Source organism: Pantoea sp. EKM21T (assembly GCF_011800405.1).
GTDB classification, from domain to species: Bacteria; Pseudomonadota; Gammaproteobacteria; order Enterobacterales; family Enterobacteriaceae; genus Pantoea; species Pantoea agglomerans.
This window is the reverse complement of sequence record NZ_JAALFV010000002.1, coordinates 98,076-123,927: the sequence shown is the minus strand read 5'-3', so window position 1 is coordinate 123,927 and position 25,852 is coordinate 98,076. Positions and strand designations below refer to the sequence as shown.

22 protein-coding genes are annotated in these 25,852 nt (G+C 57.1%); 8 read left to right on the top strand and 14 right to left on the bottom strand.

The features are described from left to right. The first annotated feature begins 1 nt into the window (after nucleotide 1). From HFD87_RS04065 to cho, 4 genes are all read left to right on the top strand, one after another. On the top strand, nucleotides 2-1,204 hold the full coding sequence (locus tag HFD87_RS04065) for a multidrug effflux MFS transporter (RefSeq protein ID WP_167422978.1): 1,203 nt from the start codon (nucleotides 2-4) through the stop codon (nucleotides 1,202-1,204). Between the two features lie 118 nt (nucleotides 1,205-1,322). After that, entirely contained in the window at nucleotides 1,323-2,147 is an 825-nt protein-coding gene (gene nadE, locus HFD87_RS04060; protein WP_010670018.1) for an ammonia-dependent NAD(+) synthetase, read from the top strand. A gap of 60 nt (nucleotides 2,148-2,207) precedes the next feature. Next, nucleotides 2,208-3,098 carry an aromatic amino acid DMT transporter YddG gene (gene yddG, locus HFD87_RS04055; RefSeq protein ID WP_163639477.1) on the top strand — a complete coding sequence of 297 codons (891 nt, stop codon included), beginning with the start codon at nucleotides 2,208-2,210 and terminating at the stop codon, nucleotides 3,096-3,098. Nucleotides 3,099-3,165: 67 nt separating this feature from the next. Continuing rightward, nucleotides 3,166-4,026, top strand: a complete 861-nt coding sequence (gene cho / locus HFD87_RS04050) for an excinuclease Cho (protein WP_010245728.1) — start codon at nucleotides 3,166-3,168, stop codon at nucleotides 4,024-4,026. A gap of 73 nt (nucleotides 4,027-4,099) precedes the next feature. Here the strand turns inward: cho and spy are convergent, their stop codons facing one another. The 6 genes from spy to HFD87_RS04020 form a co-directional block, all read right to left on the bottom strand. Beyond that, on the bottom strand, nucleotides 4,100-4,594 hold the full coding sequence (gene spy, locus HFD87_RS04045; RefSeq protein ID WP_010245731.1) for an ATP-independent periplasmic protein-refolding chaperone Spy: 495 nt from the start codon (nucleotides 4,592-4,594) through the stop codon (nucleotides 4,100-4,102). Between the two features lie 308 nt (nucleotides 4,595-4,902). Beyond that, complete coding sequence (astE, locus tag HFD87_RS04040; RefSeq protein ID WP_022625762.1) at nucleotides 4,903-5,898, bottom strand: succinylglutamate desuccinylase; 996 nt, start codon at nucleotides 5,896-5,898, stop codon at nucleotides 4,903-4,905. A gap of 50 nt (nucleotides 5,899-5,948) precedes the next feature. Continuing rightward, nucleotides 5,949-7,277, bottom strand: a complete 1,329-nt coding sequence (gene astB / locus HFD87_RS04035; RefSeq protein ID WP_167422977.1) for an N-succinylarginine dihydrolase — start codon at nucleotides 7,275-7,277, stop codon at nucleotides 5,949-5,951. Continuing rightward, entirely contained in the window at nucleotides 7,274-8,743 is a 1,470-nt protein-coding gene (astD, locus tag HFD87_RS04030; RefSeq protein ID WP_045140422.1) for a succinylglutamate-semialdehyde dehydrogenase, read from the bottom strand. Before astD ends, astB begins: the two co-directional genes overlap by 4 nt. Continuing rightward, nucleotides 8,740-9,771 carry an arginine N-succinyltransferase gene (gene astA, locus HFD87_RS04025; RefSeq protein WP_033757454.1) on the bottom strand — a complete coding sequence of 344 codons (1,032 nt, stop codon included), beginning with the start codon at nucleotides 9,769-9,771 and terminating at the stop codon, nucleotides 8,740-8,742. Before astA ends, astD begins: the two co-directional genes overlap by 4 nt. Continuing rightward, nucleotides 9,768-10,988, bottom strand: a complete 1,221-nt coding sequence (locus HFD87_RS04020) for an aspartate aminotransferase family protein (protein ID WP_045140423.1) — start codon at nucleotides 10,986-10,988, stop codon at nucleotides 9,768-9,770. The genes astA and HFD87_RS04020 overlap by 4 nt, the downstream gene beginning before the upstream one ends. Nucleotides 10,989-11,915: 927 nt before the next feature. Here HFD87_RS04020 and HFD87_RS04015 point away from each other — a divergent pair. Further along, nucleotides 11,916-12,989 carry a porin gene (locus tag HFD87_RS04015; RefSeq protein WP_022625766.1) on the top strand — a complete coding sequence of 358 codons (1,074 nt, stop codon included), beginning with the start codon at nucleotides 11,916-11,918 and terminating at the stop codon, nucleotides 12,987-12,989. Between the two features lie 76 nt (nucleotides 12,990-13,065). Here HFD87_RS04015 and HFD87_RS04010 read toward each other — a convergent pair whose 3' ends face one another. Further along, a complete protein-coding gene (locus HFD87_RS04010; RefSeq protein WP_167422976.1) occupies nucleotides 13,066-14,622 on the bottom strand; it encodes a bifunctional diguanylate cyclase/phosphodiesterase in 1,557 nt (518 codons plus the stop codon). Between the two features lie 552 nt (nucleotides 14,623-15,174). On the opposite strand from HFD87_RS04010, the gene HFD87_RS04005 reads away from it, so the two are divergent. From HFD87_RS04005 to HFD87_RS03995, 3 genes are all read left to right on the top strand, one after another. Then, the gene (locus HFD87_RS04005) at nucleotides 15,175-16,719 is read left to right on the top strand and encodes a methyl-accepting chemotaxis protein (protein ID WP_010245756.1); all 1,545 of its coding nucleotides are present in this window, start codon (nucleotides 15,175-15,177) and stop codon (nucleotides 16,717-16,719) included. A 321-nt stretch (nucleotides 16,720-17,040) separates the two neighbouring features. Next, nucleotides 17,041-17,535, top strand: coding sequence for a MarR family winged helix-turn-helix transcriptional regulator (locus tag HFD87_RS04000; RefSeq protein WP_082203996.1), 495 nt, complete (start codon nucleotides 17,041-17,043; stop codon nucleotides 17,533-17,535). Between the two features lie 102 nt (nucleotides 17,536-17,637). Continuing rightward, nucleotides 17,638-17,838 (top strand): hypothetical protein, encoded by a 201-nt coding sequence (locus HFD87_RS03995; protein WP_194709459.1) that lies wholly within the window; start codon nucleotides 17,638-17,640, stop codon nucleotides 17,836-17,838. A gap of 167 nt (nucleotides 17,839-18,005) precedes the next feature. Here HFD87_RS03995 and HFD87_RS03990 read toward each other — a convergent pair whose 3' ends face one another. From HFD87_RS03990 to HFD87_RS03960, 7 genes are all read right to left on the bottom strand, one after another. Continuing rightward, entirely contained in the window at nucleotides 18,006-19,439 is a 1,434-nt protein-coding gene (locus tag HFD87_RS03990; protein WP_171820329.1) for a YchO/YchP family invasin, read from the bottom strand. A gap of 173 nt (nucleotides 19,440-19,612) precedes the next feature. After that, the gene (locus tag HFD87_RS03985) at nucleotides 19,613-20,410 is read right to left on the bottom strand and encodes an SDR family oxidoreductase (protein WP_061704029.1); all 798 of its coding nucleotides are present in this window, start codon (nucleotides 20,408-20,410) and stop codon (nucleotides 19,613-19,615) included. An 11-nt stretch (nucleotides 20,411-20,421) separates the two neighbouring features. Then, nucleotides 20,422-21,489 (bottom strand): ABC transporter permease, encoded by a 1,068-nt coding sequence (locus tag HFD87_RS03980; protein WP_010245772.1) that lies wholly within the window; start codon nucleotides 21,487-21,489, stop codon nucleotides 20,422-20,424. A 226-nt stretch (nucleotides 21,490-21,715) separates the two neighbouring features. After that, the gene (locus HFD87_RS03975; protein WP_033779320.1) at nucleotides 21,716-23,248 is read right to left on the bottom strand and encodes a sugar ABC transporter ATP-binding protein; all 1,533 of its coding nucleotides are present in this window, start codon (nucleotides 23,246-23,248) and stop codon (nucleotides 21,716-21,718) included. Between the two features lie 10 nt (nucleotides 23,249-23,258). Beyond that, nucleotides 23,259-23,870, bottom strand: a complete 612-nt coding sequence (locus tag HFD87_RS03970) for a DUF2291 family protein (protein WP_124890444.1) — start codon at nucleotides 23,868-23,870, stop codon at nucleotides 23,259-23,261. Between the two features lie 45 nt (nucleotides 23,871-23,915). Beyond that, nucleotides 23,916-24,851, bottom strand: coding sequence for a D-ribose ABC transporter substrate-binding protein (locus HFD87_RS03965; protein ID WP_124889915.1), 936 nt, complete (start codon nucleotides 24,849-24,851; stop codon nucleotides 23,916-23,918). A gap of 55 nt (nucleotides 24,852-24,906) precedes the next feature. Beyond that, entirely contained in the window at nucleotides 24,907-25,704 is a 798-nt protein-coding gene (locus tag HFD87_RS03960) for a GolD/DthD family dehydrogenase (RefSeq protein ID WP_064691245.1), read from the bottom strand. Nucleotides 25,705-25,852: the final 148 nt, after the last annotated feature.

The following is a 25,852-nucleotide window of genomic DNA, read 5'->3' as shown; positions in this document are numbered from 1 at the left end:
AATGACCCCTGTACACTCCAATCGCCTGGTTTATGCCATTACGCTGGGCCTGCTGGCCGCACTGGGCCCGCTCTGCATCGACCTCTATCTGCCTGCACTGCCACAAATGGCCCAGGATCTGCATACCGAAACCGCTACCGCGCAGCTGAGTCTGACCGCTGGCCTGTTAGGTCTCGGCTTTGGCCAGCTGCTCTTTGGCCCGATGAGCGATAAGTTCGGCCGCCTGCGCCCGCTGACTCTGTCACTGGTGTTGCTGTTTATCGCCTCGATGGGCTGTGCGCTGGCGCAGGATATTAACCAGCTGCTGCTGGCGCGGCTATTTGAAGGGTTAGCAGGTGCGGGCGGTGCGGTGCTGTCACGGGCAATTGCACGCGATATGTACAGCGGCCACGAGCTGACGCGGTTCTTCGCTCTGCTGATGCTGGTCAACGGTCTGGCACCGATCGGCGCACCGGTATTAGGCGGCGTGCTGATGACGATTTTAAACTGGCGCGGCATCTTCATGGTGCTGGGCGGCATTGCCATTCTGCTGATCCTGCTGGCGCGCTGGAAGCTGCATGAAACCCTGCCTGAGGTACGCCGCAGTAAAGGATCAATATTCTCCGCCTACGCGGCATTGGGTCAGGTGATTACCCATCGCCCCTTCATGGGCTTCTGCCTGACCCAGGGGTTTATGATGTCCGGCATGTTCGCCTACATCGGTGCCTCGCCGTTCGTGCTGCAGCAACTCTATGGTCTTTCGCCTCAGGCCTTTAGCTTCTGCTTTGCGGCCAACGGGTTTGGCCTGGTGATTGCTTCACAGACCAGCGCCCGCCTCTGTCCATTGTGGGGCGAATATCGGGTGCTGAAAGGCGGACTGACGCTGGCCTTTGTCGCCTCCAGTCTGCTGCTGCTGGCCGCGCTGCTGCATGCTCCCTTAGCGCTGCTGCTGGTGGCACTGTTCTTTACCATTGCCAGCAACGGCGTTATCGCTACCACCGCCTCGTCCCTGGCGATGCAGAGTCAGGGCCATCGCGCTGGCAGCGCCTCTGCAGTGATAGGCGTTACGATGTTCACGCTGGGTGCGATTACCGTGCCGATTACCGGCATCGGCGGCACCTCGGTGCTGAGCATGTGCGCCACCATTTTTGGCTGCTTTATGACGGCGATTCTGATGTTTAACGTGCTGGCGAAAAAACCGCTGCCGGAGGTAAAAACTCACTGATTTCGCAACGTTTCACGGCAATCAGTTACCGCTTTGGCTTGTTGTTTTCGCAAAGGCACGTTAGCTTTAATAAAACGTTCGCATCGAGCCGACAGGCCACTGACCTGAGGAGAAGTTCATGTCACTGCAGCAGGAAATTATTGAAGCCCTGGGTGTGAAGCCCACTATCGACGCCGACCAGGAAGTGCGCGTCAGCATCGATTTTCTTAAAGCCTACCTGAAACGCCACAGCGGCCTGAAAACGCTGGTGCTGGGGATCAGCGGCGGTCAGGATTCAACCCTGGCGGGCGCGCTGGCACAGCGGGCGATCACCGAACTGCGTCAGGAGAGCGGTGATAACGACTACACCTTTATTGCCGTGCGTCTGCCTTATGGTGTGCAGGCGGATGAGCAGGATTGTCAGGACGCGCTGGCCTTTATCAAACCCGACCGTTCGCTGGTGGTAAACATCAAAGAGTCGGTGCTGGCCAGTGAGCGCGCGCTGAAAGAGGCGGGTATTACGCTTTCCGATTTTGTCCGCGGCAATGAAAAAGCCCGTGAGCGGATGAAAGCGCAATACAGCATCGCCGGCATGACCAAAGGCGTAGTGGTCGGCACCGATCACGCGGCTGAAGCCGTGACCGGTTTCTTCACCAAGTATGGCGATGGCGGCACGGACATCAATCCCCTGTTCCGCCTGAACAAGCGTCAGGGCAAGCAGTTGCTGAAACACCTTGGCTGCCCGGAGCATCTCTATCTGAAGAAACCGACTGCCGATCTGGAAGATGATCGTCCAGGCCTGCAGGATGAAGTGGCGCTGGGCGTCACCTATGAGATGATTGATGACTACCTGGAAGGCAAAAGCATCAATCCTGACAGCGCCCGCATCATCGAAGGCTGGTATCAGAAAACCGAGCACAAACGTCGTCCGCCGATCACGGTATTCGACGACTTCTGGAAGTAATCCTGCCCCTCCCTTGTCGCGGCAAGGGAGGCTTCTCTCACTGACTTTGTTGATCGCTGCATGCCTGCCACCGTTTCGCGCGCGACCCTCATCGGGCTTGTCGCCATTCTGCTCTGGAGTACGACCGTTGGCCTGCTGCGCAGCGTCAGTGAAGCCTTTGGCGCCACCGGCGGCGCGGCGCTGATCTACACCACTACGGCGTGTCTCCTTTGCCTTACCCGGGGTCTACCCAGACCCGGCGCAATGCCCGCCATCTACCTGTGGTTGGGCGGTGTACTCTTTGTCGGCTATGAAATCTGTCTGGCGCTGGCCATCGGGCTGGCCTGCGATCGCAGCCAGTCGCTGGAGCTGGGGATGATTAACTATCTCTGGCCCTGCCTGACCATCGTGCTGGCCATCCCGTTTAATCAGCAGCGTTTCCGTGTCTGGCTATGGCCAGGACTGCTGCTGTCGCTGCTGGGGATCGTCTGGGTAATGAAAGGCAGCGGCAGCGGATCGCCCGCGCTGTTGTGGCAGAATATGCTGCGCAACCCGGTCGCCTATGCACTGGCCTTTATCGCCGCCCTGACCTGGGCGCTTTACAACAATCTCACCCGCCGCTTTGCCCGTGGTTCTAATGGCGTCACGCTGTTTTTTATCCTGACTGCACTGGCGCTGTGGCTGAAATATGCCTTCAGCGATCACACTGCACCGATGACCTTTACGCTGGTGCCGCTGCTGGAGGTGCTGTTTGTCGGGCTCTCCACCGCCATCGCCTATTCCGCCTGGAATCACGGAATTCAGCAGGGCAATCTGACGCTGCTGGCCACCGCCTCCTATTTTACGCCGGTGCTGTCGGCCCTGATGGGTTCGCTGTGGCTGGGCCTGACGCCGCCGCTGGCCTTCTGGCAGGGCGTGGCGATGATCACGCTCGGCTCGCTGATCTGCTGGCGGGCAACACGGTCTCTGTAACCAGACGGCTGGCGATCATTTCACCTGCCTGTTATGCTGTATGGACAACCAGTAAATGGAGTCCATCTTGGTCAGACGTTCTGCCATACTTCGCCCCGAACCCGACGCGAATGCAATTTATCAATATCCCGAACACCTGCGTGAGTGGCTGGAAGGCCTGCCAAATCATCCTGGCGTCTATACCTTTCATGGCGAAAGTGAGTCGCTGCCGCTCTATATCGGTAAAAGTGTGAATCTGCGTTCGCGGGTGATGTCCCATTTCCGCACCCCGGATGAGGCGAAAATGCTGCGCCAGTCGCGGCGTGTAAGCTGGATCCCTACCGCGGGCGACCTCGGCGCGCTGCTGCTGGAAGCGCAGATGATCAAAACCCAGCAGCCGCTGTTCAATAAGCGACTGCGCAAAAACCGGCAGCTCTGTTCATTGCAGATTACCGACGGCAAACCGAATGTGGTCTATGCAAAAGACCTCGATTTCAGCCAGTCCCCCAACCTGTTTGGGCTCTATCGCAGTCGCTTCGCCGCGCTGGAACGGCTCAAGCAGCTCGCGGATGAGTATCAGCTCTGTCATGGCCTGCTGGGTCTGGAAGCGCTGAGTGCGGGGCGAGGCTGCTTCCGCTCGGCACTGCGCCGTTGCGCCGGGGCCTGCTGTGGAAAAGAGCCGGTCAGCGATCATCAGGATCGACTGCTGGAGGCGCTGGAAAACGTGCGGGTGTTCTGCTGGCCATGGCAGGGTGCCGTGGGGCTGGTGGAGGAAGGCAAAGAGATGACGCAGATCCACGTTATCGACCACTGGTTCTATCTCGGTTCGGTCAGCAGCATGGATGAGGCCAGAAAACTGCAGCGGCCCAAAGGCGGTTTTGATCACGACGGCTACAAAATCCTCTGCCGCCCGATTCTGTCAGGTGCCTACCCTATTCTGCCGCTATAAAAAAACCGCCGACGCTGCCCACTCACCTTCAGTGGACAGCGCCGGCGGTCTCAGACCGTTCGCTTAACGAGTGTTATTCAGCCGGTTCTGCTGGCGGTGCCATTTTGCCCTCGTGCGGGCCTTTCTCAGTCAGACGCTTTTCAAAGTTAGCGTTGTACTGTTTTTTCTGCTCCGGCGTCAGCACGTTATAGAGCTTGTTCTGGGTTTCCAGCATCTTCAGCGCATGCTCTTTGGCATTGGCGGACATCTTCTCTGCCTGTGCTTCTGCTTTGCTCTGGTCGAAGCTGTCAGAGGCAATAATGCTGTGGGCCGCACGACGCTCGTCCAGTGACGGGCGTTTCATATCTTTGTGGCTCTCTTTCATGATGTCGCGCATCTGAGTTTTCTGCGCGTCGGTCAGGTTCAGACCTTTAAACATCATCTCCATGCCGTGGCGCATTGGCGGCTTGTGCATCGCTTTTTCGCTGCCTGCTGGCGGTGGAGTCAGGTTGTCAGCGGCTGCATGGACGGCGCTGGCTGCACCAAACGCCAGCGAAGAAGCCAGTAAAAGGGAAGTCAGTTTGCGCATAATAGTGTCCTTATAATTCATGATAATGACGACAGCACTCTGTCGCGTCTTCGGAAACAAGCATACGACGCTGAACGTCAACTACTCAGAGCCTGAGTAAAGCCGTGAAAGCATAAAAGATAAAAATCGGGCAATCATGAAGAGAATAAGAAGAAAGGCGTGAGGAATTGAAAATGTTTATGAATTTAAAGCGAATTTGGCAGAAATCATGGAGGAGTGTAAGGGTTACGACAGGAAAGCGGAAGCCGATCTTCCACTTTTCCTGTCGGTTTTTTAGCGCCGATGGTCTGCGCTGTTAACAACCGCTATCAGACCGGCAGCGCCTGGGTCTGTTCGCTCTCTTCAATCAGCATCAGTCCGGCACGCAGCCCGGCGGCCACGTTGGGGTTAGGGAACAGCACATATTCCCGCGCCTGCTGCACGTAATAGCGGGTGCTACCATCTTCCGCCAGCAACGTCCCCTGTGGAAACGCGGTAAAGTTCAGCGTTTCCGGCGACATATGCAGCGTAAAGTGCTCACTCAGTCGGGTGATCTGCTGCGCGACCCGATAGTGACGCGGTCTAACCGCCGCCGCAGGCAGCGCTTCGCCATAGAGTAAAGACGCCAGCGCCTGCTGTGCCGCACTGAACTGACTGAGATCGTTTTCGCCAAACGGCAGCGCTTTGCCCAGCTCCAGGGTACAGCTGGCCGCACCGAAGTGCTCGCAGCTGAAGTGGGTAAAGGTGCCGCCCGGCGAGCGATGGAACACCAGCGCTTCCAGCCCGGCAGCGGCGAGCCAGTCAAGAAACGCGGGCGGCCAGGGCCGTTCATTGTGCGGCATTACGCCGAACTGAGGATGATAAGAGCCACGAATAGCCGTGTGCATGTCGAGATGCCAGCGCGTCTCATCGCACTCGCCCAGCTGCCAGAAGGTCTCCAGCGCCTGCTCCAGCCGCAGCACGCGGCGTGCCTCATCACCATCATCAATCTGCTGCCAGCGTCCGCCAAACAGCCGGTTAATGTCATAACGCACATAGCGCTTACCGGCGCGTAGCGCTGAGGGATTACCCAGAATCACCAGCATGCGCTGCTGTAATGGCTTTTCGCCCCGCAGCAGCGGATTAACCAGCTGGTTCACCATTTCTACCGGGGCTGTTTCATTGCCGTGGATCCCGGCAGAGAGCACCAGCGCCTGTTTAACCGGCACCGTCGGCTCCATCAACAGTATGCCGTGATACAACCATTGCCAGCGAAGATGCGCCGTTTCACCACTACGCTTACGCGGCACCTCGCCGGAGAGCGTTTGCTGTAAAAAGTCCTGCATCGTTCCTCCTTTTCGCCCTGAGCAGGCGGCAGCCTGTGCTGCCCCCTCCTTCACTGCTGAAATGCATATACATTTCCTAAGTCTAGCAGCTTCGTCAGTTCATCCAGCGCGTCGCGTCCCTCACGCAGCAATTCTGGGTCGACCAGATCGGCCTGGGTCAGGCGATCGCGGTAATGACGGTCAACCCAGTTATTCAGCGTGCTGAAGAGCCGATCGTTCATCAGCACCGCCGGATTCACTGCCTGCTGCTCCTGTGGTGTCAGCACCACCCGCAAACGCAGGCAGGCTGGACCACCCCCGTTATACATGCTTTCGCGCAGATCAAACACCTTCAGGGCTTTGAGTGGCGTGTCAGCCTCAACCTGTTCACAGAGATAGCGCCAGACACCCGGATGCTGACGTGACTCCTCCGGCAGCACCAGCATCATGGTGCCATCGGGACGGCTCAGCAACTGACTGTTAAACAGATAGGTCTCTACCGCATCTTTCACTGACACCCGATTTTCCGGCACTTCCAGTGCCACAAAACCGGGAACGCGCGACCGAAGCTGCGCCAGCAGTTCAGGCTGATTAACAAAGGCGTGCTGGTGACAGAAGAGCATCTGCTGATTACTTACCGCAATCACATCGTTATGGAACACGCCCTGATCGATCACCGCAGGATTCTGCTGCGCATACAGCACGCTTTCCGGTGAGAGCTGATGCAGACGGGCGACCGCCTCGCTGGCTTCCCGGGTCTGACGTGCCGGATAGCGCTGCGGGGTTTTGCCCTCATGGCTGCTGTCGCGGCCATAGACAAACAGCTGCACGCCGCGCTCACCATAAGCGCCACCCAGTCGGTTATGGTTCGCCGCCCCTTCATCGCCAAACATCGCCACCTGCGGCAAGGCATCATGCACCGCAAAATGGCGATCGTCGCGGAAGATGGAACGCAGCAGCCAGGCCGTTTCCGGCGCTTCTATCGCACGGTGGAATTTGTTGTTAAGGTTCGCCACCGTCAGGTGAACCCGGCCATCAAGGCTGTCCGCTGACGGTGAGACCGTGGCAGCATTGGCGACCCACATCGCCGAGGCTGAACTGACGGCGGAGAGTAATCCCGGCGCATTTTTCCCGGCCGCAGCCAGCACCTGCTCATCGCTGCCACCAAAGCCGAGCTGGCGCAGCGCCGCAATATTGGGCCGCTCATGCGGCGGGATCACCCCCTGCACGTAGCCCATATCGGCCAGCGCTTTCATCTTGAGCAACCCCTGCTTTGCCGCCAGACGGGGGTTCGACGGCTGCAGCTGATTGCGGGTCGAGGCTTCGTTGCCAAACGACAGCCCGGCATAGTGGTGTGTTAACCCCACCAGCCCATCAAAGTTGGCCTCGGTTGCCTTCATGACGTCGTCTCCTGGGTGGAGAAATCGAGGCCCGGCGACAGCGTGGCGGGCAGCGTCAGGTCAGGCGTCTCCAGCGAGGCCATCGGCCAGGCGCAGTAGTCCGCCGCATACCAGGCGCTGGCGCGATGGTTGCCCGAGGCACCAATGCCGCCAAACGGTGCGGTACTGGCTGCGCCGGTCAGCGGTTTGTTCCAGTTGACGATACCGGCACGCGCTTCAAGCAGCAGCTGATCAAACTGCTGGCGTGAAGGCGAGATCAATCCACACGACAGGCCATAACGGGTCTGGTTAGCCAGCGCTATCGCCTCTTCAAATGTCTCATAGCGGACTATGCCTAACAGCGGACCAAAGACCTCTTCATCCGGAATGCCCTGCACGCCGGTTAAATCGATAATACCTGGCGTCAGGATGGCACTGTGGCGATCCGGCCAGCGCATTTCCAGCAGCACCTCGCCGCCCGCCTCAACCCGCCGTTGCCACTCACCCATAATCTTCTCTGCTGCGCCGGTGGAGATCACGCTGCCCATAAACGGCTGCGGTTCAGTATTCCAGGCGGCGGGTTGCAGTCGCCCCGCCACCTCCACCAGCCTCTGCAGAAACGCATCCCCTGCATCGCCGCGTTTGACCAGCAGACGCCGCGCGCAGGTGCAGCGCTGACCGGCGGTTATAAAGGCTGACTGCAACGTGATGTTGACAGCCGCATCAGTGTCCGCCGGATCTTCAACAATCAGGGCATTGTTACCGCCCATCTCCAGCGCCAGCATCTTTTCAGGCTGACCGGCAAACTGGCGATGCAGCTGATAGCCGGTATGGGCGCTGCCGGTAAATAGCAGGCCATCAATCTGCTGACAGTTGGCCAGCGCCTGACCAGTCTCACGTCCGCCCTGTAACAGTGCCAGCACGCCGGCAGGCAGGCCCGCAGCCAGCCAGAGCTCAACGGTTTTTTCGGCGGTCAGCGGCGTCAGTTCGCTGGGTTTAAATACCACACAGTTGCCCGCCAGCAGCGCCGGAACAATATGGCCGTTTGGCAGATGTCCCGGGAAGTTATAGGGACCAAACACGGCCAGCACCCCGTGCGGGCGGTGGCGCAGGGAGCTTTCGCCTTCATGCTGTTCACCGGTGCGGCTATGGTATGCCTTCACCGAAAAGCCGATTTTGTTGATCATCGCGCCCACTTCGGTCAGCGCTTCCCAGCGCGGCTTGCCGGTTTCACGGGCAATGGTTTCCGCCAGCGCCGTTTTATGCGCCTCAAGCCCGGCGGCAAATTTCTCAACGATCGCCTGCCGTTCCGCCAGCGGGCGTCTGGCCCAGGCTGGAAATGCGTCGCGCGCCGCCTCACAGGCTGCGGTGACCTGAGCGGCTGAGGCCGCTTGGCCCTGCCATAACGTCTCGCCGCTGACCGGATCCGCTTTCGTCAGAATCTCAGCGTCACCGTCCAGCCATTGTCCATTTATCAGATGTGTCATGCTGTTTTCTCCTCTTTGCAGAGCGTCACCACGCGCAGGCTGTCGCCCGGCTGGCAATGGAGCGCCTGCATCTGTTCATCCGTGAGTTGCACGCTGTCGCTGTCAGCCTTTGCCGGAATCAGCGCCACACGGAACTGGCGATAATCGCTATTGGCAACCAGACAGAGCGGGCCATCAGCCGGGTTTTCGCCCCGTTCTGCGCTGCGCAGACGGCTTTTACGCACCGCACGGATATGATCGATATCGCACTCCAGGGTCGGGCCGCCATCAAAAATGTCGACATAATTGAGGTAGCGGAAGCCCTCTGCTTCCAGTACCGCCCGCGCAGGCGCGGTTTGCGGATGGACCTGTCCAATCACCGCCTGCGCTTCCGGTGTCAGGTAGTCGATGTAGAGCGGATGTTTCGGCATCAGTTCAGCGATAAACGATTTCTGTCCGGTGCCACTAAGGAAGTCCGCTTTGCTGAATTCCATAGAGAAGAAGCGGCTGCCGACGCTCTCCCAGAACGGCGAATGGCCCTGCTCATCGCTGACGCCACGCATCTCGGCCACCACCCGGTTGGTGAAACGTTCACGGAAACTGGCCATAAACAGGAAGCGTGACTTCGACAGCAGATAGCCGTTTTTGCCATCACGGTAATCGGGATCGAGAAACAGCGTGCAGAGCTCACTGCTGCCGGTATGGTCGTTACTCAGCGACAGGGTAGGCAGCGCGGCATAAACATTCAGCTCTTTTGAGGCGTGCACCTGGGTACCGACGCGAAAATTGTACCAGGGATCCTGCAGCCCCACCGCCACCTCAATGGCGCAGATGCCGACGGCGCGGTTATCTTCGCTATCGGCCAGCACAAAGACATAGCCCTGCTCGGCACGTGGCAGAGAATCCTCCCAGGTCTGCAGCGATCGATCGATACGCGCCTGAAGCGTCGCGCTATCAACCGGCAACGAGGTCAGCCCGCCACCGGTTTTGCCCGCCAGCGCCATCAGCTGGCTTAAGTCATCGCGTTCAACCGGACGGATTACCATCATGATGTTGACCCTCGCACCAGGCTTTCACACACTTCGGCAAAGCGGGCCATGCCCAGCTTCACTTCCTGCTCACTGATATTCAGCGCCGGGGCAAAACGCACCACATTGGCACCCGCAATCAGCACCATGACGCCCATTTCCGCGGCGGCAAGGTTGATCGCTTTGGCTTTACCGGCAAAATCGTCGCTGAGCACCGCGCCAATCAGCAGGCCAAGACCGCGCACTTCTTTGAACAGGTTCAGACGCTGGTTGATCTCATCCAGTGCCGCCACAATCCACTGGTGACGTTCTGTTACACCCGCCATCAGTTCAGGCTGATTGATCAGCTCCATGACTTTACCTGCCACTGCGCCCGCCAGCGGATTGCCGCCATAGGTGGTGCCGTGGGTGCCAACGCCCATCACCAGCGCCAGATCTTCGCGCGTCAGCATCGCACCAATCGGGAAGCCGCCGCCCAGCGCTTTGGCGCTGGTGAGCACATCCGGCGTGACGCCATAATGCATGTAGGCATAAAGCGAACCGGTACGGCCAACGCCGCTCTGCACTTCATCAAAAATCAGCAGAGCCTGATGCTTATCACAGAGCTCACGCAATCCACGCAGGAACGCCGGATCGGCAGGCAGCACGCCGCCTTCACCCTGAATGGGTTCAACAATGACTGCGCAGGTATGGTCATTAATCAGTTCAGCTGCCGCAGCCAGATCGTTAAACGGGGCATGCTGGATCTCTGGCGGCAGCGGCGCAAAATCTTTTGAGTAAGCGGGCTGACCACCGGCTGTTACCGTAAACAGGGTGCGGCCATGAAATGCATTCTTAAACGCCACGATGCCACTTTTATGCGGACCGACACGATCATGCGCCACCTTGCGCGCCAGTTTCAGCGCCGCTTCGTTCGCCTCCGCCCCGGAGTTACAGAAGAACACCCGGTCAGCGAAGGTGGCATCGATCAACTGCTTCGCCAGCCGCAGGATCGGTTCGTTGGTGTAGCCATTACCGGTATGCCATAAACGTGCGGCCTGTTCCTGCAGCGCCTGTTGTAATGCCGGATGCGCATGCCCTAACGCATTGACGGCAATGCCACCGGCGAAGTCGATATAATCTTTGCCGTTTTGATCCCAGACGGTGGAGCCTTCCGCGCGAACCGGTATAAAAGTCGCAGGCGCATAAACCGGCATCATCCATTGATCGAAATCGTGACGTGAAACGTGCAGTGCCATAACCCACTCTCCTGCTTTACTTTACCGGCCGGGTAAAGCTTATGTTTTAAAATTGTTAAAAGATGTTGTAGTGCAGCCCTACTGTAGAGTGCAGTTAACGTGCCAGCCAGAGAATTAATGCATAAAATGGTCTTCACGACGTAATATCAATGAGTTAGACGCTGACAATATTCACTTAATTTGCATATATAGTGAATAGTTGTCTGATTGCAGCGCCAGAACCGGGTTTTAAACAGCAGAATTATGCATTCACGGGATGAAATATCGCTTTTGTGATCGCTGATAAATTATCTCCAGAAAAGCCCCTCCACTGCCCTGTTTTAGCGCAGTTTGCCTCGCGATGGTGCAGCGATTACGCGGGGAACTCGCCCGGAAATGTCAGAACACCCTGGCTTTATTTAACAAAAGTTTTTCATTTCCCCCTGCAGACACATTAATCCGCGTATCTTTTTCAGGCTATTTTATAAACAGGATGATCAATATTTAATCAGCAACTCTGACTATTATTCCGGAGGTGATTATCGGGCCAGAAAGAATATTCTATAAAGATGAACAAATATTAATACGCAGACTAATGGTTAGGATAAAAGCCTTATAAAGCTATTCTTATCGGATAATCACCCATAATTAAATCAGGGGTTATATTGATTTAAAAGTGTACAAAAAAAGCCCATTTAAGACCACTACATACAAACATAATATATTGATAAATATAGATATAAAATCAGATAACTCATGATTACTTATTAGAAGAAAATCTTATTACTTTACAATTTAATCTTCTGTTCCTCGCTGTTATCCATCAGCTGAATATAGACATCACATTTTGTTACTTTTATTGCACTTTGTAGTTTTACCTTTTTGTGTCATTTTCTTTTCACCCCATATCAGGGGAATAATAATTAATGAATACAGGGTAATAATTAAATGATGAAGCGCACTTTACTGGCGGCTGTCATGCCGTTACTGATCGGTCTCTCCTCCGCGCAGGCCGCAGAAGTTTATAACAAGGATGGCAATAAGCTGGATCTGGTCGGCAAGATTAACGTGTCACACCTCTTTTCTGACGATAACAACAACGATGGTGATACCTCCTCTTATGCCCGCTTTGGCTTTAAAGGCGAGACAAAGATTACTGACCAGCTTACCGGCTACGGTTTCTGGCAGTATCAGTACAGTCTGCATAACTCCGAGGGCAGTGACGCCCAGGCCACCAACCGTACCCGTCTGGGCTATGCTGGCCTGAAGTTTGGCGAGGCAGGTTCGCTGGATTACGGACGTAACTACGGCCTGGTCTATGACGTGCTGAGTTATACCGATATGCTGCCGTTCTTCGGCGGCGACTCCGGTTATACCGACGCCTTTCTCTCTGGCCGCTCAACCGGTGTGCTGACCTGGCGTAACAGCAATTTCTTTGGTCTGGTCGACGGCTTAAACCTTGCCGCGCAGTATCAGGGCAAAAACGATCGCAGCAGTAACATTGACGGCGTGCGTCGTTCCAACGGCGACGGCTTCGCCCTCTCCGCTTCCTATGACTTCGATTTCGGCCTGAGCTTTGCCGGCGCGTTTGCCAGCCTGGATCGCACCACGGCGCAGAACGCTGCCGCACGCGGAGAAGGCGAAAAAGCCCAGCACTGGGCGACCTCGGTGAAATATGATGCAAACCAGGTCTATCTGGCTGCCATGTACGGTGAAACGCTGAACGCCACGCCGATAACCGGCGGTTTCGCTAACAAAGCGCAGAACTTTGAAGCCGTGGCGCAGTATCAGTTCCTGAACGGCTTCCGTCCGTCCGTGGGTTACGTCTCATCCAAAGGCAAGGAAATTGAGAATATCGGCGATGCCGACATCATTAAATACACCGCCGTGGGTGCCACTTACTACTTCAACAAGAACATGTCGGTCTATGGTGAATACCGCATCAACCTGTTGAAAGATAACAATCCGCTTCGCCTGGCGACCGACGACATCACAGCCCTGGGTCTGATTTACCAGTTCTGATGTGACAGCGGGCCCGGCTCTGACCGCCGGGCCCGTTTTTTGTTTTAAACACGACCACAGAGAGTGTTACGCGCTTTCAGCCCAGCGACCTGACTAAGCTAACGGCCATCGCCTCTTCCTGCATCAATTCCTCCACGTTAGCGGACGCCAGCAACGTGGTGGCCTGCCCGGCAGGAACCGGACGGCTGAAGAGATATCCCTGACCGTAATCACAGCCGCGCTTTCTCAGCCACCTCAGCGTGGCGACATCCTCAATGCCCTCTGCAGTAATGATCACATTAAGCCCCTGACAGAGTGCCAGCAGCGTTTCCACCACTTTTCGCTGCTCAGATCCGGTCACGATTCCGGCGATAAACGTCTGGTCAATTTTGATTTTGGTAATACCCAGCCCCAGCAAAACCGACAGGTTGGAGTAGCCGGTGCCAAAATCATCCAGCACCACTCCGATACCGGCCTCTTTCAGCAGACGGATCGCCTGGCGGGCATCGTCAGAAATGGCCATGACATTCTGTTCGGTGATTTCAAGTTCCAGCATTACCGGCCCGGCATGCTGCATAATGCTGGACAAACAGCTGGTCAGCGACGGTCTCAGCAACTGCTCCGGGGTAATGTTCAGCGACAGGCAGAGCCCGGCTGGCCATGCCCGGGTTGCACTGACAGCATCCTGCAGCAGCGCCACGGTCATGCTGTCCATCAACCCCAGCCGCTCCACCACTGGCAGAAACTCTGCAGGCGAAACCGTCTGACCGGACGCAGTGATCCAGCGCGCCAGTATCTCAAAGCCGGTAATGTTACCGGTGCGCAGTGAAACCAGCGGCTGCAGAAAGGGAACGATGGCGTGACCGCTTACAGCGGCAACAACCTCCTGCTCCAGCCTTTCCCGCTGGCGAAAGCGCAGCTCCATGTCCGGGGAGAATCGTGCCAGACAGGCGCACTTATCCTGCTTCGCCTCGTACAGCGCCAGATCCGCCGCCCGCACGACATCGGCCTGACCCGTGCAGAATGAGCTGGCGATGCCTGCTGAAAGGCTCAGGAAGGTGTGCGGACCGGTCCGGATGGATGCCGCATGCTGGCAGAAGCTTTCGGCGGCGGCCAGCGCCTGATCTGCCTGTGAAGCCTGGGCAACAATGGCAAATTCATCCCCGCCGATGCGAAACACCTGACTCCCGGTACCCGCCGAGGTGGTCAACAGATTGGCCAGCGCGACCAGCGTGGCGTCGCCCTGACGATGACCGTTCAGATCATTGATATTCTTAAAGTCATTGATGTCGAGCAGCGTCAGGGTGTAGGGCGTCCCGTCGGCATCAAGCGCAGCAATGTGTGCAGTGAACGATCGGCGGTTCATGACTCCCGTCAGCGCATCAGTTCCGGCCAGCCTGAGCGCATTTTTTTCCGCACGCAGCGTGTTGCGGATCAGACCCGCGATAAGCAGCGCCGGAATAATCATTGCCAGTCCGGCAAACGAGGTGGAGGTCAGGATAAACCGCAGCCGCTCGCTGGTTTCAAAATCGGGATCATAGCTCAGGCCCAGCAGGCTGGAGATCCACGCCTCGAGCCCGAATTCCCACAGCGTGGAGAGTAAAATGATGGTCGCAATATTCAGCATTGCGAGCCAGAAAAGTTTCAGGCGCATGCGTTAGTTCCCGGTGATGGAAAGTGTCAGAGTTTTGTTTTAATTTTCAGTAAAAAACCGGGGCGTACTTCTCATACAATGTCTGCTAAGCTGCCGACAATTATCACCCCTCCGCTATTTTTACTCATCGCATTCGCACGTTCTCACCCGCCTTACGGCAGTGAGGCAGACGTTCTGCGGAGCCCGATGCGTGTCGGTTACGTCATCAATGTCGAATAGTGTTCTATCGGCAGCAGCAGCCAGATTAACAGGCCCGTCCGGTTAAATTTGTGCACTCCGGTGTTTTTGACGGGTTATGACGCTGGCGTATCGCGCGGCTGCACCGCGCGAAAAGGCGCACACTCGCAAGGCGATAAAAAGCGATTTATCAGGATATTGGCCGGAATTTCGTTATCACTCCCATTACGATTTTTGCGGCATAACGGGGTGGGTATACGTGCAATTTTTAATTTCGTTAAATTAAATAGCGAACAATTTAGTTAAACGTAACTCTCCAGAAGTTCTCTCGCCTGCCGATACCGGTTTACCCAATGAACTCTTTCGGAACGAGAGATGAAAATTTCAACGCGCCTTAGCGCAGGTTTTGGCTTGCTTATTCTGCTGTTTATTATCTGTACCGGCACCGCGATTCACGCGCTGGATAGCGCTCGCGATGGTATGGACGAGGTGGTTAATGTCCGTTTGAAAAAGTACCAGACGGTGCTGGATATGCGCGGTGGCGTGCGGGATATGGCAATCGCGGTGCGTAACCTTGCTCTGCTGACCGATCCCGTTGCCATGAAGCCAGAATGGGAACGTCTGCAAAAACAGCGCGCGCTTTATATCAGCAACCGCGAAGCACTCTCAGGCATGATGCAGACCGACCCCGGACAGGCAGGACGGGAGGCGATGAGCAGAATCGAGTCCACTGAAGAGGCCGCCCTCTCCACGCTGATGACCGCCGGGAAACTGGGGATGGAAAATCGTCAGCAGGAGGTCACCGACTATCTGTTAAAGGTGGCGCGTCCGGCTCAGCAGAGCCTGCTGAAGGCGATAAACGATCTGACCGAGCTTGAGATGCGCAGCAGCCGGGATGCGGTAGTGGATAACGGCATCGCTATCGCCCGCACCACCTGGATACTGATCATCCTGGCAGTGCTCTCCGTGCTGGCTGCCGTCGTCACCTGCGCATTTATTGTGCGGATACTGATGCGCCAGCTGGGCGGCGAACCGGTGCAGGCTCAGACGCTGGCTGCTGCGATTGCCGCCGGTGATCTCACCTCGCCGGTCACGCTGCGCCGTGGCGACAGCACCAGCCTGCTTGCGTCGCTCAGCGGCATGCAGACCAACCTGCGCGAACTGGTTACGCAGATCAAAGGGGCATCCGCCTCGGTGGCGCTGGCGGCCGATGAGATTTCGCAGGGCAATACCGAGCTTTCATCCCGTACCGAGCAGCAGGCTGCTGCGTTGCAGGAAACGGCCGCCAGCATGGAGCAGCTCACCGCCACGGTAAAAAGCAACGCCGCGGGCGCGCAGCAGACTGCCGGTTCAGCGCGCGAGGCCGCCACCCTGGCCCAGGCGGGCGAAGCAGATGTCCAGCGCCTGTCAGAAACCATGCATGACATTTCGCTGAGTGCCGTTCGGGTACGCGATATTACCTCGGTGATTGAAGGCATCGCTTTCCAGACCAATATTCTGGCGCTCAACGCCGCCGTCGAAGCGGCGCGCGCTGGTGAAGAGGGCCGCGGATTTGCCGTGGTCGCGGGTGAAGTCCGCTCACTGGCCCAGCGCAGCGCCACCGCAGCACGCGACATTAAGCAGCTGATTGAGCAGGCCGTGACGCAGGTCGAGGATGGCGTAACCGTAGCGGCCGGAACGGGTGAGCGCATCCTGAAGATTGTCAGCCGCGTCGGTGAACTGGCCGATGCTATGGACAACCTCTCCCTCTCCTCCGGTGAACAGATGCAGGGCATCTCCCAGGTCAGTATTGCGGTGAGTCAGATGGATGGCGTCACGCAGAATAACGCCGCGCTGGTGGAAGAGTCCTCTTCTGCATCGCAGTCACTGCTGGCCCAGGCGCGCGACCTGCGCGGCATGGTAGAGACCTTCACCGTATAAGCCGTATCGGCGGGCGGCTTCAGCCTGGGTTAAATGCTGAAATTGTCCTGCCGATCTTAGCTGCGTTGCACCCGGCGCACGTTGTGCGCAAGGGTTGCGACCGGTTATGTTGACTTCAATTTAATTTGACTCAATACTGTGCCGACTTTAAATCGGCGGCGCAGCTAAAGGCTTTTTCTCCCGCTGCGATAGCGCTTAAAAGTCTGGTGTCTTACACCAGAAAGAGATGCTGCCGAAATCAACATCTCCCCGATATACTATTCGCGAGACTTCACGGCTGACCAACAGCCTGGGGTCTGGCTGTCCCACCCCGGACTCAGAATGAGTAAAGATATGAATGACGAACCCGCGGGGATCTCCGATACGCCTCCCGCCAGTGCAGCGCCTGAAACCATCGACCAGTTTCTCTGCTTTGCGCTCTATTCCGCCTCACTTGCCATGACAAAGCTCTATCAGTCGCGGTTAAAACCGCTGGGAGTGACCTATCCGCAATATCTGGTGCTGCTGGTGCTGTGGGAGAAAGATCGCCTGACCGTCTCTGATATTGGTGCACGCGTCCGGCTTGATTCCGGCACGCTCAGCCAGCTTCTGAAGCGGCTTGAAAGCGCGGGCATTATCTGCCGCCAGCGTGACACGGGAAATGATGAGCGCCGGGTGCTGATCTCCCTGACAGAACAGGGCCACCAGCTTAAAGTCGCGGCGGCTGGCGTCCCGGCTGATATGATCTCGGTGATGGATACCGCCTGTAGTGAACTTGGTGAGCTGACAACCCAGGTGGCAACGCTGCGTGAAAAGCTGCTTAAGGCCCTGCCATGATGCCGGCTTATAAAAAACCTGTGACCAGGCTGATAAAGCTGAATCGCCTGAGTGTTGCCTCTTCAGGTGCTATTCAACAGAACGGTTGCGCTGGAGTTTCTATTGAGTACCGATAAACCGGCAGATATGGCTGACGTCCATGCCGTTGTAGGGCAGGCCGTGTCGAGCCTGCTGAAGTCAGGCAAGACGGCAGGCTTACAGGACATAATTGCATTCCTGCAGCATCAGCAGGCACGGTCGGTAAACGGTCAGCGAGAGGTCTACGCCAGAGCGGTGCGTATTGTGATGAGCATGGTTAACTGATAACCGGGCCGCTGCGCTAAACGGCGGCGCTGCCCGCGCCTTCGTCAACCCGACAACATATCTCTGCCAGTAACCGCTGTCGGGCCTGCAGACGTTAACAACAGCGTCTGCACACCACCGCCGCTATTAACTCCCCCCTATCCTTTCTGTGCAGTAAAGCATCCCAACTAAAGTGTGGTGCCACCGGGTGCCATCAAATCATAACGATCGTTCTGCGGGGCCTCGTCCACGGTCATCGGTGGCTGAATTTTAAGGGTGATCCAGTTAGAGGTCACACGCTGCTGCTTGCTATCCTCCAGTGTTACCGACAGGCGATATTCGTTGCTGGCGTCTGGCGATGGATCCCACTGCGGTAAGATCACACTCCAGCCCTGCGGATCGGCGTTATTGGCCGGAGGTGTCAGGCTCAGCGCCTGCGTATCGCCCTGCCAGCTTACCGCCTTGATAGCATTGCTGGCGCGCACCTGCAGCTTCAGTGGCAGACTCTCGCCACTGCTTAACTGCCAGGGCGGGGTTGCCAGAAACACGGACAGCGTTTTGCGCTGACGGAAAGCGAGCACCGGCGTATCACTGCGGGTGACGGTATCGTAACGGCTGCCGCGCAGGGAGTGCGCCTCCGCGACGTTTCCGGCATCGAGCTGACGTCGCAGCGCCACGCCAAAGCGATAGTTGAGTTTCAGCCCCAGCTGATCCTGACTCTCACCGGCGCTGCTGGTTTTATGGGTAGCGGACAGCGTCACCAGCGGCACGGGAGTGTAAGAGAGGCCAAACGACATGGCGGAGGGATTGTGATAGCGGTTGCCGCTGTTAAACAGATCGACATTCTCACCCAGATATTGCTGATAGCTCACCGAAACGCCCAGCTGACGATAAAAGGGCAGATAGCTCTGGCTGGTAATATCGTAGCCGCGCGCCATGCGCTGCTGCTGCGAATCGCCCAGATTTTTCCAGCCGGAAAGCGGCTGATAGTAGTTGGCCGAGAAGCGCATTGAATCGCTCCACGCTTCCGTGCCCACAGAGGCGCGTTGCAGGCCGCTGCTGAACACGCGGTCAACAAAGCCGTTGTAACCCAGCAGCCAGTCACCGGCATCCCAGCGTTGCCCCAGTCCTGCATTGCCAACCAGGCCATCGCCGGTATCGTGCAGACCAAGCTGGCTGAAGGTGAGTCGGCTGTTTTCGTCGGCCAGTGCGCTGAAGAGATCGCCGCCGGTGCCGGTAAAGTTTCCGTTCATGTCGACTTTCAGATCCAGCTGCGCGGTGCCGTAAGGGGAAAGCAGTGACTGCCCTTCGCTCTCAACCCGATCGGCCACTTCATCGCGCAGATGATTGAACGCCCAGACACCCGCCTGCTGACCAAACGTGACATTGCTGTCGCTGTTGTTACTCGCTTCACCGATACTTTTGGCCACGGCCGCCAGCTTTTTGCTCCACTCTTCATCCTGATCGCTGGCACCGCCGAGCGTCGGCAGCGACTGACTGTAGCGCGCAGGATTGTCGAATGGCGTCTCTGACACCGCTGTTTCAGTCTGGAAGGCGCGGGCGCTCTGCGTGGCAGTCAGAGACAGCGCAATCAAAGAGAGAACCCCTGTTTTCCGTATCATGTCACCCGGCACATTGATTAGTTCGTAGCTGCAATTAAACAAAAATCATCAGCTATTACCTTAACATATTGTGACGGCGATGCAGGACAGCAGCGGCGAATTGTGCATATAACAGAAAAGTCCGGGTCAGAAAAAGGCCTGCGTTTACAGCAGGCCTGCGATCTCTCACTGCATCAGGAGAAGATTAAACCGCCATCCACATTGATGGTCTGCCCGGTGATGTAGCGCGCATCCTCTGATGCCAGAAACGCCACCAGTCCGGCGACATCTTCCGGCTGACCGGCGCGCTTCAGCGGAATGTTTTGCACCCACTCCGCCATCAGCTCCCCTTTACCGTAGGTTTTCTCCTCGCTGCTGAGGATCTCGCCCCAGACGCGATCGTTGTAGTCCCACATCTCACTCTCAATGATGCCGGGACAAAAAGCGTTGACCGTAATGTTCCACGGCGCCAGCTCCAGCGCCAGACTCTGGGTAATGCCTATCACCCCCATTTTGCTGGCGGCGTAGTGCGGCGTGTAAATAAAGCCCTGTCGTCCCTGCCCCGATGAGGTGTTGATCAGGCTGCCACTGCGCTGCTGCACCATATATTTCGCCGCTTCACGGCAGCAAAGCCAGACGCCGGTGGTGTTAACCGCCAGAATCCGCTCAAAGTCGCTTTTCGGCATGGTGTCGAAGCGATCAATGGTGATCACGCCCGCATTCTGTATCGAGACGTCGATCTGACCAAAGCGTTCAAAGGCCTGCTGATAGAGCTGCTGCACCGCAGCTTCATCCGTGATATCGACCTGCAGCGCCAGAATCTCACTGCCATACTGCTGCTGAAGCTGGTCGGCTGTAGCGAACACCCGGTCAGCATTCGACACCATCACCAGCCTGGCCCCGTCGCGGGCGAAACGCGCCGCGATCCCGGCCCCGATGCCACGACAGGCACCGGTTATCACCACTGTTTTTCCACGTTGTTCGCGGCTCATAATCGCTCCTGTTAACTGTGACGAACATCAGTAAGGGGGGCTGCCTGCTGCTTTTTTTCATGGCGACGCAGCAGCACCACTTTGCTTTGCAGACGTTGCTGGAACTGGTCGATGACTACCGCAGTCACAATCACCAGACCTTTGATCACCATCTGCCAGAAATCGCTGACGCCCATCATCACCATGCCATCCGCCAGGAAGACGATAACGAAAGCGCCAATAATCGAGCCGGAAACCCGGCCACGTCCACCCGCCAGCGCCGTGCCGCCCAGCACGGTGGCACCAATGGCATCCATCTCAAACATGTTGCCGGTCATCGGGTGCGCAGTCTGCAACTGAGAGGCCACCACCAGCCCGACAAGCCCCGCGCAGAGGCCGGAAAAGGCGTAGACAAAGACTTTCACCTTGATAATCGGTACGCCCGCCAGTCGCGCGGCGGACTCATTGCCGCCAATGGCATAGATATAACGACCCAGCGGGGTTTTGCGCGTCAGGTAGAGGCCGAGCAGTAAAAAGCCGAGCATCAGCCAGATTGGCAGATAAACGCCCAGTACGGTGCCGGAGCCGAGCAGCGAAAAGCCGGTGTTGCCCAGCGCGGGCACTCCCACCAGGTTGGCGTAGGTGCCGCCGTCGTTGAACAGCAACGCCGCACCGCGCGCCACATACATCATGCCCAGGGTGCAGATAAAGGGTGCGACGCCCAGTCGGGTGATCACCGTGCCGTTAATCAGCCCCACCAGCACGCCAAAGATGGCCACCACCAGAATCACTTCAGGCACGTTGAGAAACAGCGTATTGCCGCCCCACAACGGGATACCATTGGTGAGCAGTGCGCCCGCCACCATGCCGCAGATCCCGGCGACCGCACCCACCGAGAGATCGATACCGCCGGTCAGGATCACCAGCGTCATACCAATGGCCAGCAGGCCGGTAATCGCCACGTGCTGCGTCATGATCAGCAAGTTAGAGGGGGTGAGAAAGTTCGGCACCATCACGCTGAAAAAGCCGACCACAATCAGCAACGCAATAAAGGTGCGGGCCTTGAGCAGGTACATATAGAGCAGATATTTTTGGTTCATGAAATTCTCCGGCCAGCTTAGAGTCTGGCCCGCCAGCGTAATGGTTTCAGGCAGTCTGGACACGGACAGCGCGGAACAACCGGCACGTACACGCAGTACGTGAGGATTACTCGCTGTGCTCGCCCCTTCAGGGCCGCCCTGACGGGCGTTCAGGTTGCTAAAGCAGCCTGTGTGACCACTGCCCAGGTTCAGACGGACAAATAAAATAGCCTGATGGGTCAGGCTCTTAATCCTGCGGGGTTGATGCCGCAATCAGATGTTCTCGCGTCGCCTCTGCGCGCGGCAGATCGGCAGTAATCCGGCCATCGGCCATCACTAAAATGCGGTCCGCCAGCGCCATCACCTCATCCAGTTCAGACGAGGAGAACATCACTGCCAGCCCCTGCTGTGCCAGACTGCCAATCAGGTGATAGACGTCGGTTTTGGCACCCACGTCGATACCGCGCGTTGGCTCATCCAGCAGCACCACCTGCGGCCCGGTCATCAGCGCTTTACCCAGCACCACCTTCTGCTGATTACCGCCGCTCAGCGCCGTAACCGGCAGGTCGGGATCGCTGACTTTAATCGCCAGATGGCCGATCATCTCACTGACCCGCTGCTGCTCCCTGGCAGGATTTAACAGCCCCAGCGCACGTCGAAAACCGCGCAGGCTGAAGTCAGAGAGCGTCATGTTGGCGGTGACCGACATCAGTTCAATCACCCCTTCGCCTTTGCGATCTTCGGGCACCAGCGCTATGCCACTTTTCAGCCGCTGCTGGAAGCTGCGTTTCGCCAGATCCCTGCCCGCTAAACGTACCCGGCCCGACTGACAGGGCATCAGGCCAATCAGCCCCTTGAACAGCTCGGTGCGTCCGGCACCCAGCAGACCATAAATGCCGATCACCTCGCCTTTGCGCAGCGTAAAACTGACCTCATTCAGCTTGTAACCGCCGTTCTGATGCAGCGCAGTCAGGCCCTCTACCTCCAGCACCGTTTCCCCCTGTGGCGCAGGCTGATAGTCGAACTGCTTTTTCTTGTCACCCACCATCTGGGCGATAATCCACGGCACGCTGGCGTCCCGTACCTCGCGCTCACTAATAAAACGGCCATCGCGGAAAATGGTGATGTGATCGCCAATCTCCATCAGCTCTTCCAGCCGGTGAGAGATGTAGATAATGGTGACACCGCGCCGCTTAAGCTGATCGATGACGTTAAACAGCACTTTCACTTCAGACTGGCTCAGGGCGCTGGTCGGTTCATCCATGATCAGCACCCGGGTATCCTTCGACAGCGCCCGGGCGATCTCCACCAGCTGCTGATGGCCAATACCCAGCTCACCCAGCGGCGCGTAAGGATCGACATCCAGCTGCAGCCGCTCCAGCAGCGACTTTGCCAGCGCGTACTGATACTTTTCATTGATCACCCCGCGCTGGAAATACTCATTGGCGATAAAGATGTTGTCCATCACGTTCATGTTGGGAAACAGATTCAGCTCCTGAAAAATGATGCTGATCCCCTGCTTCTCTGCCTGATGCGTGGAGTTCAGCGACACCACCTTGCCATCCAGCAGAATCTCGCCCGACGACGGCGTCTCTACACCCGCCAGCATCTTCATCATGGTGGACTTACCGGCGCCGTTCTCACCGATCAGCACGTTAACTTTATTGCGGTAGACCCGATAACTGACCTGATCGAGCGCGGTCACGCCGGGATAAAGACGCGACACGTTGCGCGTTTCGATAATCACGTCGCCGGACTGTTGCGGTTGAGGATTTTGCATCTGCCGCTCCTTATTGCCGGGTGATCGCAGCCGGAGTGATATCCGGCAGCTGCTGCGGAATGTCCCAGCTGCTGAACACGCCGGAAACCCTCACTTTATCGCCCACCTTCGGCGCAAACTGCTGCATCAGAGTGGAGGCGTGCTGGTTAATCGCCTTGCCGTAATCACCAAACAGCACCTGGTCATTGAAGTCCTGATAGCTCACGCCTTTGTAGACATCCCGCAAAGCGGTGCCACGAATGATTGGCCCCACCTGAATTGTGACACTGTCACCTGATTCATCTTTCACGGTCATCTTTCCGCTGCGTGACGTGGTATTTACGGCGGTCACCTCGCCGCTAACCGAGACGCTGAAGACACAGGGATTCTCAGCCTGACTGCGATAACCGTAGCTCTGACAGGCACTGTCAAAGTCTTTGGCAGACTGCAATGACTTCATCAGCGTCGCCATCGGTTTAGCCTCTGCCTGAACCTGCGGCACCAGTTTCTGCTGCCAGAGCTGGTCGATGTTCGCCATTTTCGGATTGGGGGGATTTTTCAGGGCAGCCAGCTCCTGCTGCGACACAATTTTGCAGCCGCTTAACAGCAAGACCACCAGCGTCAGCCAGACTCTTCGGGACATCATCTTCTCCCTGGCGCCCGCTTTCGCAGGCGCGACAGCGTTTAATTACGACTTGTAGTTAAAGTCCTGTACACCTTTAGCGTTTTCCGGGGTAATCAGAATGCCGCGGAACATCACCCGCTGTTTTTCCGGCTTCACGCCCTTCTGAATGAAGTTATGGAGATCGGTCACCCCTTCAGCGGCAATCGCCTGCGCCTGCAACATGACCGTGGCTTTCAGCGTGCCCGCCTTCACCGCATCGCGTTCGTCGTTGCTGCCATCAATCCCCACCACGATGACATCGTTGCGACCGGCCGCCTTCAGCGCGGCAATGGCACCCAGCGCCACCGGGCCGTTACCGCAGATCACCCCTTTCACATCCGGATGCGCCTGCAGGATGCTGTCCATAATGCGCTTGCCGTCGATCAGCGTGCCTTTGGCATCCTGACGCGCCACGCTCTGCATATCAGGATACTGATCCAGCACCTGATGGAACGATTTCGAGCGTGTCACGCAGTTGTTATCCGCCAGGTTACAGGCGAGTTCGGCGTATTTGCCCTTTTCGCCCATCTTTTCAACAAAGACGTTGGCAACGTCTGAACCCGCCTGGAAGTTGTTGTGGGTGATCTGCGCCAGCGCCACGTCATCCACCGGGATTTCGCGGTTGATCAGCACCACCGGGATCCCGGCATCTTTGGCTTTTTTAATCGCCGCCACGCTGGCGGTGGAGTCGGCGTTATCCAGCACGATACCCTGCACTTTTTTACCGATAGCGGCGTCGATCAGTTCGCTCTGCTTTTTCACATCTTCGCCGTGCGACAGCACCGTTGTTTTGTAACCCAGCTCCTGTGCTTTGAGATTGGCGCCTTTGGCTTCGGAGGCGTAGTAGGGATTATCGAGTGAGTTAACCAGAATCATAATGGTGCCCTTTTCGGCGGCAAACGCCGCCTGCGAAACCAGACAGGCAGCCACGGCAGTGCACAGCAAAGTACGGTTTTTCATGATGTTCTCTCTTATCGTTATGGCAGGGTATGAATTCCCGGGTGCTGGATTGGCCTTACCAGATGGTAAAGCCCCCATCGATCATCAAATCGGCGCCGGTGATCATGTCGCTGCCGTTGCTGGCGAAAAACAGCACCGCAGCGGCGATCTCATCGGTATAAGCAAAGCGTCCGAGCGGAATCAGCTTCTTCATCTGCTCGCCCTTCTCGCCGCGCCAGGCCTTTTCGCCCATCGGCGTCAGCACTACGGTGGGCGACAGGGTGTTAACGTTAATGCGATGCGGGGCAAACTCTTTGGCCATCACTTTGGTCATGCCCAGCAGGCCCGCTTTGGCTGAGGTGTAGGCGACATGGTTGTCGATAGCGATGGATGCCGCCTGGGAGGCGATATTAATAATTTTGCCGCCCGCACCGGCACGGATCATCAGCCGTGCGGCGGCCTGTGAGCAGAGAAAAGGCCCGGTGAGATTCACCGCAATCTGCTTCTGCCACTCGGCAAAATCGGTCTCGATCACCGGCTGCAGCATCACGTAGCCTGCGCAGTTCACCAGGATATCGATCCGGCCATAGTGGGAAACCACATCGTCAAAAGCCTGTTCAACCGACGCGGGATCGGTAACGTCACAGCAGACAAACTGCACCCGCTCGACGGGGAAATCTGCCCTCAGGCTGGCCACCTTCTCTGCTTCAAACGGCGGATAGAGTAGTGCCAGACTCGCTCCCTTCTCCAGCAACATGCCATTGGTCGCCATCGCGATACCGCCCAGCCCGCCGGTCACGACGGCCACTTTGCCAGCCAGATTCATTGTGGTATCCACGCCGTAGCGCAGGTTTACGTCATATTCACCACTCATCCCACTCTTCCCCTCAGATTTTTGCCGATGCCGTTGACTCACTCATTTTCGAACAAAAATATAAGCTATCGAAAAGAAATGTTGTGTGGAGCAGATCAAATTTCGACCATCTGCCCTGCAAAGCGGCTTATCTGATTGAAAAGACGTG

Excerpts from the sequence above, each read along its gene's own strand:
- astE (WP_022625762.1), bottom strand. The coding sequence starts at position 5,898 with ATGCAGGACTTTTTACAGCAAACGCTCTCCGGCGAGGTGCCGCGTAAG.
- HFD87_RS03985 (WP_061704029.1), bottom strand. The coding sequence starts at position 20,410 with ATGAGCCGCGAACAACGTGGAAAAACAGTGGTGATAACCGGTGCCTGT.
- astA (WP_033757454.1), bottom strand. The coding sequence starts at position 9,771 with ATGATGGTAATCCGTCCGGTTGAACGCGATGACTTAAGCCAGCTGATG.
- astB (WP_167422977.1), bottom strand. The coding sequence starts at position 7,277 with ATGAAGGCAACCGAGGCCAACTTTGATGGGCTGGTGGGGTTAACACAC.
- HFD87_RS04005 (WP_010245756.1), top strand. The coding sequence starts at position 15,175 with ATGAAAATTTCAACGCGCCTTAGCGCAGGTTTTGGCTTGCTTATTCTG.
- HFD87_RS04065 (WP_167422978.1), top strand. The coding sequence starts at position 2 with ATGACCCCTGTACACTCCAATCGCCTGGTTTATGCCATTACGCTGGGC.
- HFD87_RS03970 (WP_124890444.1), bottom strand. The coding sequence starts at position 23,870 with ATGTCCCGAAGAGTCTGGCTGACGCTGGTGGTCTTGCTGTTAAGCGGC.
- HFD87_RS03960 (WP_064691245.1), bottom strand. The coding sequence starts at position 25,704 with ATGAGTGGTGAATATGACGTAAACCTGCGCTACGGCGTGGATACCACA.
- spy (WP_010245731.1), bottom strand. The coding sequence starts at position 4,594 with ATGCGCAAACTGACTTCCCTTTTACTGGCTTCTTCGCTGGCGTTTGGT.
- HFD87_RS04000 (WP_082203996.1), top strand. The coding sequence starts at position 17,041 with ATGAGTAAAGATATGAATGACGAACCCGCGGGGATCTCCGATACGCCT.
- HFD87_RS04020 (WP_045140423.1), bottom strand. The coding sequence starts at position 10,988 with ATGGCACTGCACGTTTCACGTCACGATTTCGATCAATGGATGATGCCG.
- astD (WP_045140422.1), bottom strand. The coding sequence starts at position 8,743 with ATGACACATCTGATAAATGGACAATGGCTGGACGGTGACGCTGAGATT.
- HFD87_RS03965 (WP_124889915.1), bottom strand. The coding sequence starts at position 24,851 with ATGAAAAACCGTACTTTGCTGTGCACTGCCGTGGCTGCCTGTCTGGTT.
- yddG (WP_163639477.1), top strand. The coding sequence starts at position 2,208 with ATGCCTGCCACCGTTTCGCGCGCGACCCTCATCGGGCTTGTCGCCATT.
- HFD87_RS03990 (WP_171820329.1), bottom strand. The coding sequence starts at position 19,439 with ATGATACGGAAAACAGGGGTTCTCTCTTTGATTGCGCTGTCTCTGACT.
- HFD87_RS03975 (WP_033779320.1), bottom strand. The coding sequence starts at position 23,248 with ATGCAAAATCCTCAACCGCAACAGTCCGGCGACGTGATTATCGAAACG.
- HFD87_RS04015 (WP_022625766.1), top strand. The coding sequence starts at position 11,916 with ATGATGAAGCGCACTTTACTGGCGGCTGTCATGCCGTTACTGATCGGT.
- HFD87_RS04010 (WP_167422976.1), bottom strand. The coding sequence starts at position 14,622 with ATGCGCCTGAAACTTTTCTGGCTCGCAATGCTGAATATTGCGACCATC.
- HFD87_RS03980 (WP_010245772.1), bottom strand. The coding sequence starts at position 21,489 with ATGAACCAAAAATATCTGCTCTATATGTACCTGCTCAAGGCCCGCACC.
- nadE (WP_010670018.1), top strand. The coding sequence starts at position 1,323 with ATGTCACTGCAGCAGGAAATTATTGAAGCCCTGGGTGTGAAGCCCACT.